14 protein-coding genes are annotated in these 16,968 nt (G+C 67.9%); 8 read left to right on the top strand and 6 right to left on the bottom strand.

Annotated elements, in window-relative coordinates; genetic code table 11:
• Positions 1 to 25: 25 nt before the first annotated feature.
• From ACP7BH_RS07970 to ACP7BH_RS07950, 5 genes are all read left to right on the top strand, one after another.
• The gene (locus tag ACP7BH_RS07970) at positions 26 to 3,712 is read left to right on the top strand and encodes a baseplate multidomain protein megatron (RefSeq protein WP_425982273.1); all 3,687 of its coding nucleotides are present in this window, start codon (positions 26 to 28) and stop codon (positions 3,710 to 3,712) included.
• Between the two features lie 87 nt (positions 3,713 to 3,799).
• A complete protein-coding gene (locus tag ACP7BH_RS07965) occupies positions 3,800 to 4,726 on the top strand; it encodes a DnaJ C-terminal domain-containing protein (RefSeq protein WP_425982275.1) in 927 nt (308 codons plus the stop codon).
• A gap of 46 nt (positions 4,727 to 4,772) precedes the next feature.
• Positions 4,773 to 5,933: a phosphoserine transaminase gene (locus ACP7BH_RS07960; protein ID WP_425982277.1), complete on the top strand. Its 1,161-nt coding sequence runs from the start codon at positions 4,773 to 4,775 to the stop codon at positions 5,931 to 5,933.
• A 229-nt stretch (positions 5,934 to 6,162) separates the two neighbouring features.
• Entirely contained in the window at positions 6,163 to 7,458 is a 1,296-nt protein-coding gene (locus ACP7BH_RS07955) for an adenylosuccinate synthase (protein ID WP_425982280.1), read from the top strand.
• 74 nt (positions 7,459 to 7,532) lie between these two features.
• Positions 7,533 to 8,345: a response regulator gene (locus ACP7BH_RS07950; protein ID WP_425982282.1), complete on the top strand. Its 813-nt coding sequence runs from the start codon at positions 7,533 to 7,535 to the stop codon at positions 8,343 to 8,345.
• Between the two features lie 48 nt (positions 8,346 to 8,393).
• Here ACP7BH_RS07950 and rpoH read toward each other — a convergent pair whose 3' ends face one another.
• Entirely contained in the window at positions 8,394 to 9,281 is an 888-nt protein-coding gene (rpoH, locus tag ACP7BH_RS07945) for an RNA polymerase sigma factor RpoH (protein WP_425982284.1), read from the bottom strand.
• Positions 9,282 to 9,535: 254 nt separating this feature from the next.
• On the opposite strand from rpoH, the gene ACP7BH_RS07940 reads away from it, so the two are divergent.
• On the top strand, positions 9,536 to 9,670 hold the full coding sequence (locus ACP7BH_RS07940; RefSeq protein WP_425982286.1) for a hypothetical protein: 135 nt from the start codon (positions 9,536 to 9,538) through the stop codon (positions 9,668 to 9,670).
• Here the strand turns inward: ACP7BH_RS07940 and ACP7BH_RS07935 are convergent.
• The 5 genes from ACP7BH_RS07935 to gap form a co-directional block, all read right to left on the bottom strand.
• Positions 9,667 to 9,972, bottom strand: a complete 306-nt coding sequence (locus ACP7BH_RS07935; RefSeq protein ID WP_425982289.1) for a GNAT family N-acetyltransferase — start codon at positions 9,970 to 9,972, stop codon at positions 9,667 to 9,669. The two genes, ACP7BH_RS07940 and ACP7BH_RS07935, sit on opposite strands and share 4 nt — an antisense overlap.
• A gap of 8 nt (positions 9,973 to 9,980) precedes the next feature.
• Entirely contained in the window at positions 9,981 to 11,000 is a 1,020-nt protein-coding gene (locus ACP7BH_RS07930; protein ID WP_425982292.1) for an RluA family pseudouridine synthase, read from the bottom strand.
• A gap of 110 nt (positions 11,001 to 11,110) precedes the next feature.
• Complete coding sequence (fba, locus tag ACP7BH_RS07925) at positions 11,111 to 12,196, bottom strand: class II fructose-bisphosphate aldolase (RefSeq protein ID WP_425982295.1); 1,086 nt, start codon at positions 12,194 to 12,196, stop codon at positions 11,111 to 11,113.
• A gap of 146 nt (positions 12,197 to 12,342) precedes the next feature.
• The gene (locus ACP7BH_RS07920) at positions 12,343 to 13,539 is read right to left on the bottom strand and encodes a phosphoglycerate kinase (RefSeq protein ID WP_425982298.1); all 1,197 of its coding nucleotides are present in this window, start codon (positions 13,537 to 13,539) and stop codon (positions 12,343 to 12,345) included.
• A gap of 179 nt (positions 13,540 to 13,718) precedes the next feature.
• Complete coding sequence (gap, locus tag ACP7BH_RS07915; RefSeq protein ID WP_425982301.1) at positions 13,719 to 14,726, bottom strand: type I glyceraldehyde-3-phosphate dehydrogenase; 1,008 nt, start codon at positions 14,724 to 14,726, stop codon at positions 13,719 to 13,721.
• A gap of 258 nt (positions 14,727 to 14,984) precedes the next feature.
• Here gap and ACP7BH_RS07910 point away from each other — a divergent pair, with 258 nt between their 5' ends.
• Together ACP7BH_RS07910 and ACP7BH_RS07905 are read left to right on the top strand one after the other, a co-directional pair.
• Positions 14,985 to 15,137 carry a hypothetical protein gene (locus tag ACP7BH_RS07910; protein WP_425982303.1) on the top strand — a complete coding sequence of 51 codons (153 nt, stop codon included), beginning with the start codon at positions 14,985 to 14,987 and terminating at the stop codon, positions 15,135 to 15,137.
• A 90-nt stretch (positions 15,138 to 15,227) separates the two neighbouring features.
• Entirely contained in the window at positions 15,228 to 16,967 is a 1,740-nt protein-coding gene (locus ACP7BH_RS07905; protein WP_425982306.1) for a dihydroxy-acid dehydratase, read from the top strand.
• Position 16,968 lies beyond the last annotated feature (1 nt).

Below are 16,968 nucleotides of genomic sequence, written 5' to 3'. Positions count from 1 at the left end.
AGATAGCAAGACAGAAGGTTGAAGCATGGCGCAAGTCGTACTGAGCGCTGTGGGTCAGTCGGTCGGTGGGCCGATCGGGCGGGTGATCGGCTCGACCATCGGGCGGGCGATCGACAATCGCGTGGTGAGTTCGCTGGGGCCGGCGCGGCAGGTCGGGCCGAGGCTGGAGGCCCTGAAGGTGCAGGGGACGGCGGAAGGGGCGCCGATGGCCTGTGTGTTCGGGCGGGCGCGGGTCACGGGGCAGGTGATCTGGGCGGCGCGGTTTCTGGAGAACAAGGCCAAGGGGCGGGCGGGCAAGGGCGGGCCGAAGACGGTCGACTATGTCTATTCGCTGAGCTTCGCCGTGGCCTTATGCGAGGGTGAGATCGACGGCATCGGCCGGGTCTGGGCCGACGGGCAGCTGATGGACCTGAGCGGCGTGGCGATGCGGGTGTATCGCGGGGGCGAGGATCAGACGCCGGATCCGCTGATCGAGGCGGTGGAGGGGGATGCTCCGGCCTATCGCGGCACGGCCTATGTGGTGTTCGAGGATCTGCCGCTGGGGCCGTTCGGGGACCGGGTTCCGCAGTTGAGTTTCGAGGTGTTCCGGCGGCCGAGGGGGCAGGCGGCGCGGCTGGAGGATCTGTTGGAAGGCGTCTGCCTGATCCCCGGCGCGGGGGAGTTCGCCCTGGCGACCGAGGCGGTGGTGCGGCGCGAGGGGCTGACGCGGACGCGGCCCGAGAATGTGCATAACGGCGAGGGTCGGGCGGACCTGATCGCATCGCTGGACCAGTTGCAGGCGCAGCTGCCGAACCTGAAACGGGTCAGTCTGGTGATCGGGTGGTTCGGCAGCGATCTGAGGGCCGGGGAATGCCGTGTGCGACCGGGGGTGGAGCGAAGGGACAAGCCGACCGAGCCGATGGCCTGGTCCGTGGCGGGGGTGGCGCGCGAAGACGCCTATGAAGTCAGCCAGGTGGACGGGGCGCCGGCCTATGGCGGGACGCCGTCGGACGAGAGCGTGCGGCAGGCGATCCGCGAGTTGAAGGCGCGGGGGCTGGAGGTGACGCTGTATCCGTTCGTCTTCATGGATTGCCCCGGCTATCCGTGGCGTGGACGGGTGGCGGGCGTGGATGGGTCGGGGGCGACGGGGGAGATCGCGGCCCTGTTCGGCGGGACCGAGGATTGGGGCCTGAGGCGGATGGCGCTGCACTATGCGCGGATCGCGGCCGAGGAGGGGGCGGACGGCCTGTTGATCGGGTCGGAGATGCGGGGCGTGACCTGGACGCGGGATGCGGCCGGGGGCTTTCCGGCGGTCGAGCAGTTCCGGGCGCTGGCGGCGGCGTGTCGGGCGGTGGTCGGGCCGGGGGTGAAACTGTCCTATGCGGCCGATTGGAGCGAATATTTCGGGCGGCAGACGGGCGGGGAGGTGGTGTTCCATCTGGACCCGCTGTGGGCCGATCTGAACATCGATCATGTGTCGATCGACTGGTATCCGCCGCTGACCGACTGGCGCGAGGGGGACGGCGGCGCAGACGCGGCGGCGTTCGATGGGGCGTCGGACCCCGCCTATCTGGCGGCGGGCGTCACGGGCGGCGAGGGGTTCGACTGGTACTATGCGGACGAGGCGGATCGGGCGGCGCAGGCAAGGACCCCCATCGTCGACACGGCGCACGGCGAGGACTGGCTGTTCCGGCCCAAGGATCTGAAGGGGTGGTGGTCCAATCTCCATCATGACCGGCCGGGCGGGGTGAGGTCGGCGACGCCGACGGCCTGGGTTCCGGGGATGAAGCCGGTGCGGTTGTCGGAGTTCGGCTGTGCGGCGGTGGACCGGGGCGGCAATGCGCCGAACCTGTTTCAGGATCCCAAGAGCAGCGAGAGCCATCTGCCGCCGGGATCGACGGGCGAGCGCGACGATGCGGTGCAGCGGGCGGCGCTGGAGGCGGTGCTCGGGCATTACGCAACGCCTGAGAACAATCCGGTTTCGGCGGTCTATGGCGGGCGGATGCTGGCGGGGGCGGACGCCTGGTGCTGGGACGCGCGGCCCTATCCGGCGTTTCCGGCGCGGGGGGATGTCTGGGCCGACGCAGGGGCGTGGCGGGCCGGGCACTGGCTGAACGGGCGGCTGGCGGGGGACGGACGCGACCTGATCGAGGCGGTGCTGGCGCGGAGAGGGTTGACGCCGGAGGAGATGGCGGTCGAGGGCGTTGAGGGGGCGGCGGCCGGCTATGTCATCGATCGGCCGATGCGGACGCGCGATGCGCTGGAGCCGCTGCTGGCGGCGTTCGATGCGGTGGCGGCGGAGCGTGATGGACGGGTCGCCGTGCTGGGGCGTGTGGAGACGGTGGTCGAGGTCGCGGGCGAGGCGCTGGCTCTGCTTGAGACCGGGGGGGCGGAGGCGACGACACGGACGCTGGAGTCGCGGGCGGGCGAGGCGCGGGTGCGGTTCATCGACGAGACGGTGGACTATCAGACGGGCGCCGTGGTCGTGCGGTCGGACGATGCAGCGGCGACGGGCGGCGGGGTGGATCTGGACCTGCCGCTGGTGTGCGGCGGCGGGCTGGCGAAGGCGGCGGCGGAACGGGCGCTGATCGGGGACGGCGTGGAGGCGAAGACGCTGGCGCTGGGGCCGCTGGAGGCCTTGCGGCTGGAGCCGGGGGACGGGGTGCGGTTGGACGGCGTCGCGGGCGACTGGCGGGTGATCCGGACGACGGCGGACGAGACGCCGTCGGCGGTGCTGGAGCCGGTAGCCTCGCGGCGGGTCGTGGAGGACGATGGCGTCTGGCGCGGGGGTGAGACGCCCGCCGTGGTCGGGGCGCCGTTCGTCAGGGTGATGGACCTGCCGCCCCTGATGGGGCGCGAGGAGGATGGGCGGCCGGTCGTGGCGATTGCGGCGGAGCCCTGGCGGACGATGCGGCTGCATGCGGGGGCGTCGGCCGAGACGCTGACGGCGCGTGGCGACGTGGAGACGCCGGCGACGGTCGGGGTGCTGGTCGAGGCGTTGGAGCCAGGGGTGCGACATCGCTGGGACGAGGTCCATGCGGTCGTGGTGCGGGTCGAGGGGGCGGCGCCCGAGAGCGCGGTCGCGGCGGCGGTGCTGGGCGGCGGCAATGCGCTGGCGGTCGAGACGGCGGCGGGCTGGGAGGTGGTGCAGTATCGGTCGGCGGTGCTGGTCGGGCCGGGGACCTGGCGGCTGGAGGGCCTGTTGCGGGGGCAGCAGGGGACCGAGGTCGAGATGCGGGCCGGCGCCGGGGCGGGATCGGTCGTGGTGTTCCTGGACGACCGGCTGGCGCGGGCGGAGATCGGGCGGGGGGAGCGTGGCCTGCCGCTGGTCTGTCGCGCGGGGCCGACCGGGGCGGCGCCGGGCGGGGCGGGGTTCACCGAGACGGTGTTTCAGTCGAAGGGCGTGGATGACCGGCCTTGGTCGCCGTGTGGACTGGCGGTCGCTGCCGGTGCGGACGGGCTGACGATTCGGTGGACGCCGCGTGTGCGGCTGTTCGGCGACGGCTGGGACGGGGAGCCTGCAGCGGTCGATCCGATGCGGTTCCGCCTGAGAGTGCTGGACGGCGGCGTCGGGGTTCGGACGATGGAGGTTGAGGGTTTGTCTGCCTTCTATCCGGCGGCTGCCTTGGCGGCGGACTTCCCTGAAGGCGTGACAGCGACGGCGCGGATCGCCGTGGCGCAGTGGGGCGAGGGCTTCGGCTGGGGTGTGGAGGCGGAAATCGGGCTGATCTGAGCAAATGACGGGTCCGGCCCTTTGCGCGGGGCGGGGCATGGCTTAACTGACGGCCTCTCGATCTTTTCAGTTGGAGCGGCAACGGACGTGGCAGGCGACCCCTACAAGGAACTGGGCGTTTCGAAGGGCGCGAGCGCGGACGAGGTCAAGAAGGCGTATCGCAAGCTCGCCAAGGAGCTGCACCCCGACAAGAACCCCGGCGACAAGATCACCGAGGACAAGTTCAAGCGGGTGACGGCGGCCTTCGACATTCTGGGCGACGCCGAGAAGCGCGCCAAATACGACGCCGGCCAGATCGACAACGACGGCAACGAACAATATCGCGGCTTCGGCGGGGGCGGTCGCTCGGGCGGCAGTCCGTTCGGCCAGAGTGGTGCGGGCGGCGGTTTCGGCGGCGGGCCGGGCGGTCGAGCGAACTTCGAAGGCGTCGACCTGGACGACCTGTTCGGGATGTTCGGCGGGGCGGGGCGTCAGCGCGGCGCGCGGGACTTCACGTCGCGCGGGCAGGACGTGAAGGCGACGCTGGACATCAGCCTGGAAGACGCCATCGCGGGGGCGACGCGGCGGATCCAGTTCTCGGACGGGCGCACGCTGGACGTGACCATTCCCAAGGGCGCGTCGGAAGGCCAGACCATACGCCTGCGCGGTCAGGGTTCGCCGGGGCGCGGGGCCGAGAACGGCGACGCCCTGATCGAGCTGAAGATCGAGCCGCATCCGATCTACAAGCGTGACGGGGCGGATCTGACTATGGATCTGCCGGTGTCGGTGCCCGATGCGGTGTTGGGCGCCAAGGTGCGGGTGCCGACGCCCGAGGGCGTGGTGCAGATGACGATCCCGGCGGGGTCGAACTCCGGCAAGATCCTGCGGTTGAAGGCGCGGGGGGCCTATGCGACGGGCAAGCGCGGGGATTTGCTGGCGCGGCTGGTGGTGACGCTGCCGGAGGAGCCGGACGAGGCCCTGACCAAGTTCGCCGAGGAATGGCGGGCCAAGCGGCCCTATACGCCGGGACGTTGAGCGCGCTCAAGCAGCGCGAAGCACGGTAGCGCCAAGGGGAAAGAGCATGAGCGTGAAGCCTGATGTGAAGCCGGCGCGGCCGTGGTTTTCGGCGGGGCCGACGGCGAAACGGCCGGGCTACAGCCTGGCGGGCCTGCCGTCCGATCTGCTGGGACGCGGCATCCGGGCGCCGGAGGTGGTGGAGCGGTTCGCGCATGGCCTGCGGCTGACCCGCGAGGTGCTGGAAGTCCCCGAGAGCCATGTGATGCTCTATACGCCAGGGTCGGACACGGGCGCGGTCGAGGCGGCGCTGTGGGGCATGCTGGGGCAGCGGCCGGTGCAGGTCGTGGCGTTCGAGAACTTCGGCCTGACGTGGCTGGCGGACGTAAAGGATCATCTGGGGCTGGAGCCCGAGGCCCTGACGGCGCCGTGGGGCGAGCTGCCGGATCTGAGCCAGGCGGACTGGTCCAAGGACGTGGTGTTTCCGTGGAACGGCACGACCTCGGGCGTGCGCGTGCCCGACGCCGACTGGATCGCCGACGATCGTGAGGGGCTGGCCATCTGCGACGCCACCTCGGCCGCCTTCGCCATGCCTTTGCCGTTCGACAAGCTGGATGTGGTGACCTTCAGCTTCCAGAAGGCGCTGGGCGGCGAGGCGGGCATCGGCGTGATGGTGCTGTCGCCGCGCGCGGTGGCGCGGCTGGATGGGTATCGGCCGGATCGGGCGATACCCAAGCTGCTGCGGTTGACGGACGGCAAGGGGTTCGACCGGGCGCTGGCGGACGGGGTGGCGATCAACACCTTCTCGATCCTCACCATCGAGGACTGGATCGACGCTCTGGACTGGGCGAAGGGCATAGGCGGCCTGAGCGAGTTGATCCGACGCACGGACGCCAACTATGCGGCGTTGGCGGAGTGGGTCGAAAAGACCGACTGGATCGCCTTCCTGCCGGATCGGCCGGAAATCCGGTCGACGACGTCGGTCTGCCTGAAGTTCACCGACGCGCGGATCGCCGCGCTGGACGCCAAGGCGCAGAAGGCTTTCGTCACGCGGTTCAAGGCCCTGCTGGAAGGCGAGGCGGCCGTGTTCGACATGGAGCCGCACCGCAACGCCCCGCCCGGGCTGCGTCTGTGGTGCGGTTGCACGGTCGAGACGGCAGATGTTGTCGCGGCGACGCCTTGGCTGGAATGGGCGTTCGAAGCGGCGCTGCAATCCTCCCCCGAGTAGCGAAGCGGAACGGGGGAGGGGGACCATGCGCAGCATGGTGGAGGGGGCGGATAGCGCGCCCGGCCTTTCAGATTGGTTTCTTGCGACCTGGGCGTAGGTCGGAGGCGCGTCCGCCCCCTCCACCACTTCGTGGTCCCCCTCCCCCGCTGCGCGGGAGAGGATTAGAGGGACGACATCGGATGATTCCCCCGCTATAGGCTGCGCCCGCATTCAATGCGGAGAGACGGCTTTGGCGAACGTAGCGGTGGTCGGCGCCCAGTGGGGCGACGAGGGCAAGGGCAAGATCGTGGACTGGCTGTCCAACCGCGCCGACATGGTCGTGCGGTTCCAGGGTGGTCACAATGCGGGCCATACGCTGGTCGTGGACGGCAAGGTCTACAAGCTGGCGCTGCTGCCCAGCGGCGTCGTGCAGGGCAAGCCGTCGATCATTGGCAATGGCGTGGTCGTCGATCCCTGGCATCTGGTCGGCGAGATCGAGAAGATCCAGGCCCAGGGCGTGGCCATCAGCCCTGACATCCTGACTATCGCCGACAACGCCTGCCTGATCCTGCCCATCCACCCTGCGCTGGATGTGGCGCGCGAGGCCGCCGCGAGCGCGCCGGGCGCCAAGATCGGCACGACGGGACGCGGCATCGGCCCGGCCTATGAGGACAAGGTGGGGCGTCGCGCCATCCGCGTCTGCGACCTGGCCAATGAAGACGATCTGAAGGTCAAGATCGACCGCCTGCGCTCGCATCACGATCCGTTGCGCGCGGGCCTGGGGCTGGAGCCGATCGATCCGGCGGCGCTGCTGGCGCAACTGCTGGAAATCGCACCCAAGATTCTGCCCTATGTGAAGCCGGCCTGGCGCGTGCTGGACCAGGCGCAGAAGGACGGCAAGCGCGTGCTGTTCGAAGGGGCGCAGGGCGCCTTCCTGGACGTGGATCACGGCACCTATCCCTATGTCACAAGTTCCAACACGGTGGCGGGCCAGGCGGCCGCTGGATCAGGCATCGGGCCGCGCGGCGTCGGCTATGTGCTGGGCATCGTGAAGGCTTATACGACCCGCGTCGGCGAGGGTCCGTTCGCCTGCGAGCTGAATGACGAAGTCGGCGAGCATCTGGCGACCGTGGGGCGCGAGGTCGGGGTGAACACCGGTCGGGCGCGTCGCTGCGGCTGGTTCGACGCCGTGCTGGTGCGCCAGTCTGTGGCGATCAACGGCATCGACGGCATCGCCCTGACCAAGCTGGACGTGCTCGACGGGCTGAAAACGCTGAAGATTTGCGTCGGCTACAAGGTCGATGGCGAGGTGCTGGACTATCTGCCGTCCAGTCTGAAGGCCCAGGCGGCGGCCGAGCCAGTTTTCGAGGAACTGGAAGGCTGGAGCGAAAGCACCGCCGGGGTCCGCAGCTTCAAGGACATCAACGCCAACGCCATCAAATATGTGCGGCGGATCGAAGAGCTGATCGGTGCGCCGGTGGCCCTGCTGTCGACCAGCCCCGAGCGGGACGACACGATCCTGATGCGGGATCCCTTCCAGGGCTGAGGCGGCGGTTTCCTTGATTCAACAGGCTTTAACCAGCGCGCGGTAAGGATAACGGCTCCAACCGGGAGACGGACGTGTTCGCCGCAAACGCCAGAACCTTGAGCCGCATCGAACCCGCCGTCAGGCGGGTGGTGATCGTCGATCCCAACCTGTCGTCCGCACGACTGCTGACGGACATCATGAAGGGGATGGGCGCCCGCGAGGTCTATGCCGAGACCGACGAGGAGCGGGCGCTGGAGCTGCTGCGCGACGTCGAGCCGGGCGTGATCTTCACCGAGCGGTCCGGTGAGGCGCTGAACGGCGAGACGCTGGCGCGGCGGGTGCGCCGGTCGAGCATGGCATGCCGCATGTCGCCGATTATCATGGTGACGGGCGAGGCGACCGCCGCCGCCATCAAGGGCGCGCGCGATTCCGGCATTCATGAGTTTTTGAGGAAACCCTTCACGACCGGCGACCTGTTCAAGCGGGTCGAGAACGTGGCGTTGAAGCCCCGGCCCTGGATCGAGGCGGTCGGCTATGTCGGGCCGGATCGGCGGCGATTCAACTCGGGAGAATTTTCCGGTGCGCGCAAGCGGCGCAGCGATGGTACGGCAGGCGGAGGGCCAGCCGAGGTGAAGGATCAGGCGATCCGCATCCTGATTTCGGCCTTGTCGCAGTTCGATCAGGATCCGTCGCAAGCCACGCGCGCCATTCGACAGCAGGCCGAGACGCTGAACGGTCTGGCGATCAAGACGGCCGACGCCAAGTTGGCGATGGTCGTGGCGACGCTGCAAGCCTATCTGGCCGGTGGTCAGGTGACCAAGGTCGGGCTGGCTCAGCCGATCGGCGCCGTGGTCGCAGCGGCGAAGGTTGCAGAGCAGGCGGCCCCGATGGCGCGGGCGTCCTGAACCGATAGAGACCTGTCGCGCCGATAGAGCGCGACAGGTTATTCTCGATCAGGCGTCGACGAGGTTCCGCTCTTCGGCGGCGGCGCGCATGGCCTTTTGCAGCTTCTCGAAGGCGCGGACCTCGATCTGGCGCACGCGTTCGCGCGACACGCCGTACTGGCCGGCGAGTTCTTCCAGGGTGACGGGGCCGTCCTTGAGGCGGCGTTCGGTGAGGATGTGCTTCTCGCGGTCGGTCAGCTCTTCCATGGCCTCTTGCAGGAGGCTCATGCGGATGCCCTTTTCCTCGTCTTCGGCGAGTTGGGTTTCCTGAGACACAGCCGTGTCGTCGGCCAGCCAGTCCTGCCATTCGCTTTCACCGTCGGCGCGCAGCGGCGCGTTCAGCGAGGCGTCGCCGCCGAGGCGGCGGTTCATGTTGGTGACCTCTTCCTCGCTGACGCCCAGTTTGGTGGCGATGGCGGCGAGGTGTTCGGGATGCAGGTCGCCTTCCTCGAAGGCCGAGATCTGGCTCTTGGCCTTGCGCAGGTTGAAGAACAGCTTCTTCTGGGCGGCGGTGGTGCCCATCTTCACGAGCGACCAGCTGCGCAGGATATATTCCTGGATCGAGGCGCGGATCCACCACATGGCGTAGGTGGCCAGGCGGAAGCCCTTGTCCGGGTCGAACTTCTTGACGGCCTGCATCAGGCCGACGTTGCCCTCGGATATCACTTCGCCGATCGGCAGACCGTAGCCGCGATACCCCATGGCGATTTTGGCCACGAGACGAAGGTGCGAGGTCACGAGACGGTGGGCGCTCTCGGCGTCCTGGTGCTCAGACCAGCGCTTCGCCAGCATGAACTCCTCGTCCTTGGTCAGCATCGGAAACTTGCGGATTTCCGTCAGATAACGCGACAGGCCTTGTTCAGGCGACATCACCGCGAGCGTACTATTGGCAGCCATATACAGGTCCCTCCGACCGTCTTGAACGAGCGGGCTCTTCGTCATCGGCCACCGTGCGTGCGCCGAAGTCTCACCCCTCAACCGGTGAAGTAGCGATGGGTTGCCGCCATTTTTAGGGGCGGATCGTCACACGAAAGCGTGACCGTGACCCTGGCGCCACTCGCGCCGTTCGAAGTTCTATATAGAACTTTGTCAGTTGCTATTCAAGATGTGCGTATTGGACGAGATGCAAGCCGGGAGTCTAAAACGCGACAATGAAAAAGAGCGTGCGCGAACAGGTCTTGATTGTCGTCCTCGCTGTGGGGGCGGTCGCCGCGGGCGTGTCGGCCATCGCGATCGTGGGCCTGTTCGTGATGGCCATGGCCGGGGTGTTCGGCGCCGGATCCTAGATCCCCAGGATGCCGCGATAGGTTGGGTGAACCGCCTCGGCGTGTTCGGGGTGTTTCTGCAGATAGGCAGAAAAGAAAGGGCAGACCGGCAGGATCAGCAGGTCTCGCGCCCTGGCGTCGGCCAGCACATGTTTGGCCAGGCGACTGGCGATCCCCTGGCCCTCTAGCCGCTCCGGGACCAGGGTTTCGGTGATCATAAGATTGGGCGGCGAGAGGTTGTAGGTGACGATCGCCACCTCGCCATCGACGGGCAGTTCGTAGCGTTTCAGCGCGGCGTTGTCGTGGATTTCTGGATCGAGCATGGCGGGTCTCAGAGTTCGGACAGCAGGACTTCGAGGCGATGCATATCAGTCGGGGGTGCGGTTTCGAAGCGCATCTGTTCGCCGGTGACGGGATGGACGAAGCCGAGGACGGCGGCGTGGAGGGCTTGGCGCGCCAGGCCCGCCTCGGCGATGGCGGCGCGCACGTGAATCGCCGGACTGCCGGAGCCATAGGTGGCGTCGCCGAGGATAGGCGAGCCTTTCGACGACAGGTGAACGCGGATCTGGTGGGTGCGGCCCGTGTGCAGGGTGCAGGCGACGCGGGCGGCAAGCGGTGCGCCCCCGGCCCTGGCGGGTTCACCGAAGGTCGTCTGGACGACATAGTCGGTGATCGCCTCGCGTCCGCCGGCCTTGAGCACGGCCATCTTCTTGCGGTCGCCGCTGGAGCGGCCGATGCGGGTCTCGATCCGGCCCTTGGACGGCGACGGGGCGCCGCGCGTCAGGGCGATATAGGTGCGCTCGATATCGTGGGTCGCGAACAGGGCCGACAGACCCTGGTGGGCGCGGTCGGTCTTGGCGGCGACCATGACGCCGGAAGTGTCCTTGTCCAGCCGATGGACGATGCCAGGGCGGGCGACGCCGCCGATGCCCGACAGACTGTCGCCGCAGTGGGCCAGAAGGGCATTGACCAGGGTGCCGTCAGGCGTGCCGGGCGCCGGATGGGCGGCCATGCCCGCAGGCTTGTCGATGACGATCAGGTCGGCGTCCTCATAGAGGACGGTCAGGGGGATGGCCTGCGGCTGGGGCGTGGCGGGCGCGACGGGCGGCAGGGCGACGACGTACAGGCCGGGCTGGGCCTTGGCCGACCCGCCGGTCAGGACCGCGCCGTCGCGGGTGACGGCGCCTTCGGCCAGTAGGGCCTGAAGACGGGCGCGCGACAGGGTCGGAAAGGCTTCGGCCAGGGCCTTGTCCAGGCGGACGCCGGACGCGTCGATGCGGGCTTCCAGCAACTCCGCAGGAGTGGAGGCGGGCGGTAGGTCTTCGTCGTCGATCAGGTCAGGGTCGGACACTGGGCCTCCCTAGCACGACCGGCCGCTTGCGCGAGGGGCGGACGTTCGCCGGGTGCGGCGCGAACTGAGCGGCCGCTACCCGGTCTAGACGTGGCTTAGGCGGCCCCCGATCAAGCCGCCTTTACGGAGGCGCCGCGGAAGGACGGATCCAGGTCGCCAGAAGCGTAGCGTTTGGCCATGTGGGCTGTGGAGAGCGTGCGGATCGTCGAGGCCTGGCCTTCGCAGCCGAACTGGACGTAGCGCTCCATGCAGAGCTTCTTCATCGCCTCCTTGGCGGGCTTCAGATAGTAGCGCGGATCGAACTCGCCCGGCTTTTCCATCAACGCTTTACGAATAGCGCCGGTGATGGCCATGCGGTTGTCGGTGTCGATGTTGACCTTGCGCACGCCGTGTTTGATGCCGCGCTGGATTTCTTCGACCGGCACGCCCCAGGTTTGGGGCATTTCGCCGCCGTACTGGTTGATGATGTCTTGCAGGTCCTGAGGCACGGAAGAACTGCCGTGCATCACCAGGTGGGTGTTGGGCAGGCGGCGGTGGATTTCCTCGATCACGTTCATGGCCAGGACTTCGCCATCCGGCTGGCGCGAGAACTTGTAGGCGCCGTGACTGGTGCCCATGGCGATGGCGAGCGCATCGACCTTGGTGGCGGCGACGAAATCGACGGCCTGGTCCGGGTCGGTCAGCAGTTGCGAATGGTCCAGCTTGCCTTCGAAGCCGTGGCCGTCCTCGGCCTCGCCCATGCCGGTTTCCAGCGAGCCCAGGACGCCCAGTTCACCCTCGACCGAGACGCCGCAGGCGTGGGCCATCTCGGTGACGCGGCGCGTGACGTCGACGTTGTACTCGTAGCTGGCGGGGGTCTTTGCGTCTTCTTCCAGCGAGCCGTCCATCATCACAGAGGTGAAGCCGTACTGGATGGCGGTGGCGCAGGTCGCCGGGCCGTTGCCGTGGTCCTGGTGCATGCAGACCGGGATGTGAGGATAGAGCTCGGCCAGAGCGTCGATCAGCTTGGCCAGGACGATGTCGTTGGCGTAGTTCCGGGCGCCTCGGCTCGCTTGAATGATCACGGGGGCGTTGACCTCGTGGGCCGCCTCCATGATCGCCAGACCCTGTTCCATATTGTTGATGTTGTAGGCGGGCAGGCCGTAGTCGTTCTCTGCCGCGTGGTCGAGCAGCTGTCGCAGCGTGATGCGCGCCATGGTGATAGTCTCCTGAGCCGAATAGTCTTTTTTGATTGAGCAAGAGACTAGCCGCGAGCCGTGACGAAGTCACGCCGCGTTACAGCCGTTTCAGCGTGAATTCGGAAGGCCGGGACGCAGGCGTGATCCGCCTGCATCGCCGTCGATCAGACGCGAAGAGCCTCGACGCCGGGCAGCGGCTTGCCCTCCATCCATTCCAGGAAGGCGCCGCCGGCCGTGGAGACGAAGGTCATGTCGTCCGACACGCCTGCGTGGTTCAGTGCCGAGACCGTGTCGCCCCCGCCGCCGACGGCGACCAGCACCCCTGCCTTGGCCAGGGCCGCGGCATGACGGGCGACGGTCACGGTGGCGGCGTCAAACGGCGGCACTTCGAACACGCCCAAAGGGCCGTTCCAGATCAGGGTCTTCGAAAGCGTCAGGGCCTCCAGCAGGCGGGCGACCGTGGCCGGACCGGCGTCCAGGATCTTGTCCTCAGCCGACAGGGCGGCGCCGGCGATGACGGGGCGGGAGGCGGCGCCGGGCTTGACCTCGGTCGCGACCACGAAATCGACGGGTAGCAGCAGTTTGCACCCCTGCGCCTCGGCTTCGGTCATGATCTCGCGCGCCGTGTCGGCCATGTCGCGTTCGGCCAGAGAGCCGCCGATGTCGATTCCCTGGGCGAACAGGAAGGTGTTGGCCATGCCGCCGCCGATGGCGAGCCGGTCCAGCTTGCCGACCAGGTTCTTCAGCAGGTCCAGCTTGGTCGAGACCTTCGCCCCGCCGACGATGCCCAGAACCGGCTTTTGCGGATTGCCCAGGGCGGCGTCGAGCGCATCGAGCTCGCGGCGCATGGATTCGCCGGCGTAGGCGGGCAGGTGGTGGGCGATGCCTTCGGTCGAGGCGTGGGCGCGGTGGGCGGCCGAGAAGGCGTCGTTGACATAGAGGTCGCCCAGGTCCGCCAGCTTCTGGGCGAAGACCGGATCATTGGCCTCTTCCGCCGCATGGAAGCGGACGTTCTCCAGCAGGACCACGCCGCCGGCGTCCAGGTCGCGGATGGCGTCCACGGCGTCCGGGCCGATGCAGTCGTCGGCGAAGCGGACTGGCGCGCCGAGCAGATTCTCCAGATCATCCACGACCGGCTTCAGGCTCATCGACGGGACGCGCTGGCCCTTGGGACGGTCGAAGTGGGCCAGCAGGGCGACCTTGGCGCCAGCGTCGCGCAGGCGTTGGATCGTCGGCAGGGCGACGCGCAGACGGGTATCGTCCGTGACCTTGCCGCCCTCCATCGGGACGTTGAAGTCCACGCGGACCAGGGCCGTCTTGCCGGCGAGGTCTTTGGCGTCGTCGAGGGTGCGGAAGGTCATGGCTTCAATCTCTCATGATCCTTCTCCCATCGGGAGAAGGTGGCTCGCGGAGCGAGACGGATGAGGGACAGGCGGTGGGCCAGTTCGCACACCGTGACCCTCACCCTTTCGCGCCAGAACGGCGGCTTGCGCCGCCGTGCGCTCAAGCCCTCTCCCGCCGGGAGAGGGAAGCGGGTTCTTTAGAGGAACTTCGCCATCACCAGGGCCGTGTCGGCCATGCGGGTCGCGAAGCCCCATTCGTTGTCGTACCAGCTGAGCACGCGGGCCAGCTTGCCGTCGACGACCTGGGTTTGGGGCAGGGCGGCGGTGGACGAAGCGGCGATGTGGTTCAGGTCGCTGGAGACCAGCGGCTCGGTCGTCGTGAACAGGACGCCCTTCATCGGGCCGTCGGCGGCGGCCTGAAGCGCGGCGTTGATTTCGTCGGCAGAGGTGTCACGACCGGAGACGACCTTCAGATCGACGACCGAGACGTTCGGGGTCGGGACGCGGATCGACGAGCCGTCCAGCTTGCCCTTCAGTTCCGGCAGAACCAGGCCTAGGGCCTTGGCGGCGCCGGTCGAGGTCGGGATCATCGACAGGGCGGCGGCGCGGGCGCGGTACAGATCCTTGTGCATCGTATCCAGCGTCGGCTGGTCGCCGGTGTAGGAGTGGATTGTGGTCATATAGCCGCGCTCGATGCCGAACAGGTCGTTCAGCACCTTGGCCACCGGGGCTAGGGCGTTGGTGGTGCACGAACCGTTCGACACGACGATGTCGTTGGCGGTCAGGGTCTCATGATTGACCTTGAAGACGATGGTCTTGTCGGCGCCGTCGGCGGGGGCCGAGACCAGGACGCGCTTGGCTCCGGCCTTCAGGTGGGCGCTGGCCTTGTCTTTGGATGTGAAGATGCCGGTGCATTCGAAGGCGATGTCCACCTTCAGTTCGGCGTGCGGCAGGTTGGCGGGGTCGCGCTCGGCCGTGACCTTGATCTTGCCCGTGCCGACGTCGATCCAGTCTTCGCCGGTCGTCACTGTGCCGGGGAAGCGGCCGTGGACCGAATCATAGCGGAACAGGTGGGCGTTGGTCTCGACCGGACCCAGATCGTTGATCGCCACGACTTCGATGTCCGTGCGGCCGTGTTCGATGATCGAGCGCAGGACAAGGCGGCCAATGCGGCCGAAACCATTGATGGCGACGCGAACGGTCATGGGGAAGCTCCTCTGAACGATAGGGTGTTGAGCGGTATATAGGTCGGCCGTCTCAATGGAGCGGTCACGCAAGCGATTCAACCCCGTGCGCGTAACATGATGTGATCCCCGGTTACGCTTCCTCCGTCACCCTGATCGACCTGCGGCAAGAAACACCTTCGCGACGATCATTTTCGACCATTTGCGCAAAATTCTTGCGATTGGGGTTGTGCGTGACCAGCGGCTATGGTTTCTTGGCGTCAGAACAGGGAGCCCCCCGTGGCCACGATGACGCGCGACATGATGAAGGGACGCACCGCTAAGGCGGTTGCCGCCGTTCGTGCGCCTGTCGGCGTGGAAAGCCCCGTATTCCTCATTCTCCTCGTACTCCTCGGCCTGCTTACGCAAGCGGCGTGGATGCACGCGACCTGACTTAAACGCACTCAGGATCGCCTCGCACCACCCCGCCTCCGAAAGGAAGCGGGGTTTTTAGTGCGCGGCGGTTCAAAAAGAACCGGACCGATGACGCAAGATTCTACCTCAGAGCCCAAAAAGCCCAACGCCCGCAGCGCGGCGGTCACGGCCGGCCCGAGCCGGGCCGCCGCCCGTTCGTATCTGCGCGCCGCCGGGATGCAGGACGCCGACTTCGAAAAGCCGATGATCGGCATCGTCAACACCTGGTCGACGGTCACCCCGTGCAACATGCATCTGGACCGGCTGGCCAAGGACGTGCGCGCCGGCATCATCGCGGCGGGCGGCTATCCGGTCGATTTCAACACCATCGTCGTCACCGACGGCATCTCGATGGGCACGGCGGGCATGAAGGCCTCGCTAATCAGCCGCGAGGTCGTCGCCGACTCGATCGAACTGGCCATCGAGGGCCATCAGCTGGACGGCGTGGTCTGCATCGTCGGCTGCGACAAGACCATCCCGGCGGCGGCCATGGCTCTGGCCCGGATGGATATCCCCGGCCTGGTCTATTACGGCGGCACCATCATGCCTGGCGTGATCGGGACTAAGGAGGTCTCGGTCCAGGAGGTGTTCGAGGCCATCGGCGCCCATTCGGCCGGCGCGCTGGACGACGCGGGCCTGAAGGCGGTCGAGCAGGCCGTCTGCCCCGGCGCCGGCGCCTGCGGCGGTCAGTTCACGGCCAACACCATGGCCATGGCCCTGTCGGTCATGGGCATCTCGCCCATGGGCGCCAATGATGTGCCGGCGGTCGATCCTAACAAGGCGGCCGAAGGCGAGCGCTGCGGCCGGTTGATCGTGGAGCGCGTCTTCGCCGGCGACACGGCCCGCAAATACATCACTCGGGCCAGCCTGAAGAACGCGGCCGTCGCCGTCTCGGCCTCGGGCGGATCGACCAACGCCGTCATGCACCTGACGGCCATCGCGGCGGAAGCCGGCGTCGAGTTCGGCGTCGAGGACTGCCACCAGGCCTGTGTCGAGGCGCCGGTCATCTGCGACCTGAAGCCGGGCGGCCGCTTCCTGGCCTCGCACCTGTTCGCGGCCGGCGGTACCCGCCTGGTCACGCAGCGGATGGCCGAGGCCGGCAAGATCGTGAACACCCCGACCGTCAGCGGCCGCAGCCTGTTCGCCGAGGCGGGCGACGCCGAGGAAACCCCCGGCCAGGTGGTCGTGACCAGCTTCGCCGCGCCGGTGATGGCGCGCGGCAGCTATGCCGTCATCTATGGCGACGTCGCCCCCGAGGGCGCGGTCATCAAGCTGACCGGGCACAAGGTCGATACGTTCGAAGGCCCGGCCTGCGTCTTCGACAGCGAGGAAGACGCCTTCCACGCCGTCCAGGACGGTTCGGTCGGCGAAGGCGACGTCATCATCATCCGCTACGAAGGGCCCAAGGGCGGCCCCGGCATGCGCGAGATGCTGCAGGTCACCGCCGCCCTGAAGGGCCGCAAGATCGACAATGTCGCCCTGCTGACGGACGGCCGTTTCTCGGGCGCCAGCTACGGCTTCGTCGCCGGCCACGTCTCGCCGGAAGCCGCCGTCGGCGGCCCGATCGCTCTCATTCGCGATGGTGACCGCATCACCATCGACGTCACCAACCGCCGGATCGACGTCAACGTCGACCTGGCGACGCGCCGGGCGGGCTTTACGCCCCACGTAGTCCGCCCGGCGCGAGGTGTCTTCGCCAAATACCGCGCCTCGGTCTCCTCTGCGGCCCAGGGCGCCGTCACCATTCCCAACCCGCCGCCGGCTCAAGTTCCGGCGTCTCACAAGACAACTGCTGCTCAGGACGCCTGAC

Origin of the sequence: Brevundimonas sp. TWP2-1 (genome assembly GCF_049897645.1) — a bacterium.
Lineage (GTDB): Bacteria > Pseudomonadota > Alphaproteobacteria > Caulobacterales > Caulobacteraceae > Brevundimonas.
This window is presented reverse-complemented; position numbering and strand designations above follow the sequence as displayed.

What these genes read in the sequence shown, in the direction of transcription:
- ACP7BH_RS07940 (WP_425982286.1), top strand. Translation starts at nt 9,536, where the DNA reads ATGAAAAAGAGCGTGCGCGAACAGGTCTTGATTGTCGTCCTCGCTGTG.
- rpoH (WP_425982284.1), bottom strand. Translation starts at nt 9,281, where the DNA reads ATGGCTGCCAATAGTACGCTCGCGGTGATGTCGCCTGAACAAGGCCTG.
- ACP7BH_RS07905 (WP_425982306.1), top strand. Translation starts at nt 15,228, where the DNA reads ATGACGCAAGATTCTACCTCAGAGCCCAAAAAGCCCAACGCCCGCAGC.
- fba (WP_425982295.1), bottom strand. Translation starts at nt 12,196, where the DNA reads ATGGCGCGCATCACGCTGCGACAGCTGCTCGACCACGCGGCAGAGAAC.
- ACP7BH_RS07935 (WP_425982289.1), bottom strand. Translation starts at nt 9,972, where the DNA reads ATGCTCGATCCAGAAATCCACGACAACGCCGCGCTGAAACGCTACGAA.
- gap (WP_425982301.1), bottom strand. Translation starts at nt 14,726, where the DNA reads ATGACCGTTCGCGTCGCCATCAATGGTTTCGGCCGCATTGGCCGCCTT.
- ACP7BH_RS07920 (WP_425982298.1), bottom strand. Translation starts at nt 13,539, where the DNA reads ATGACCTTCCGCACCCTCGACGACGCCAAAGACCTCGCCGGCAAGACG.
- ACP7BH_RS07960 (WP_425982277.1), top strand. Translation starts at nt 4,773, where the DNA reads ATGAGCGTGAAGCCTGATGTGAAGCCGGCGCGGCCGTGGTTTTCGGCG.
- ACP7BH_RS07970 (WP_425982273.1), top strand. Translation starts at nt 26, where the DNA reads ATGGCGCAAGTCGTACTGAGCGCTGTGGGTCAGTCGGTCGGTGGGCCG.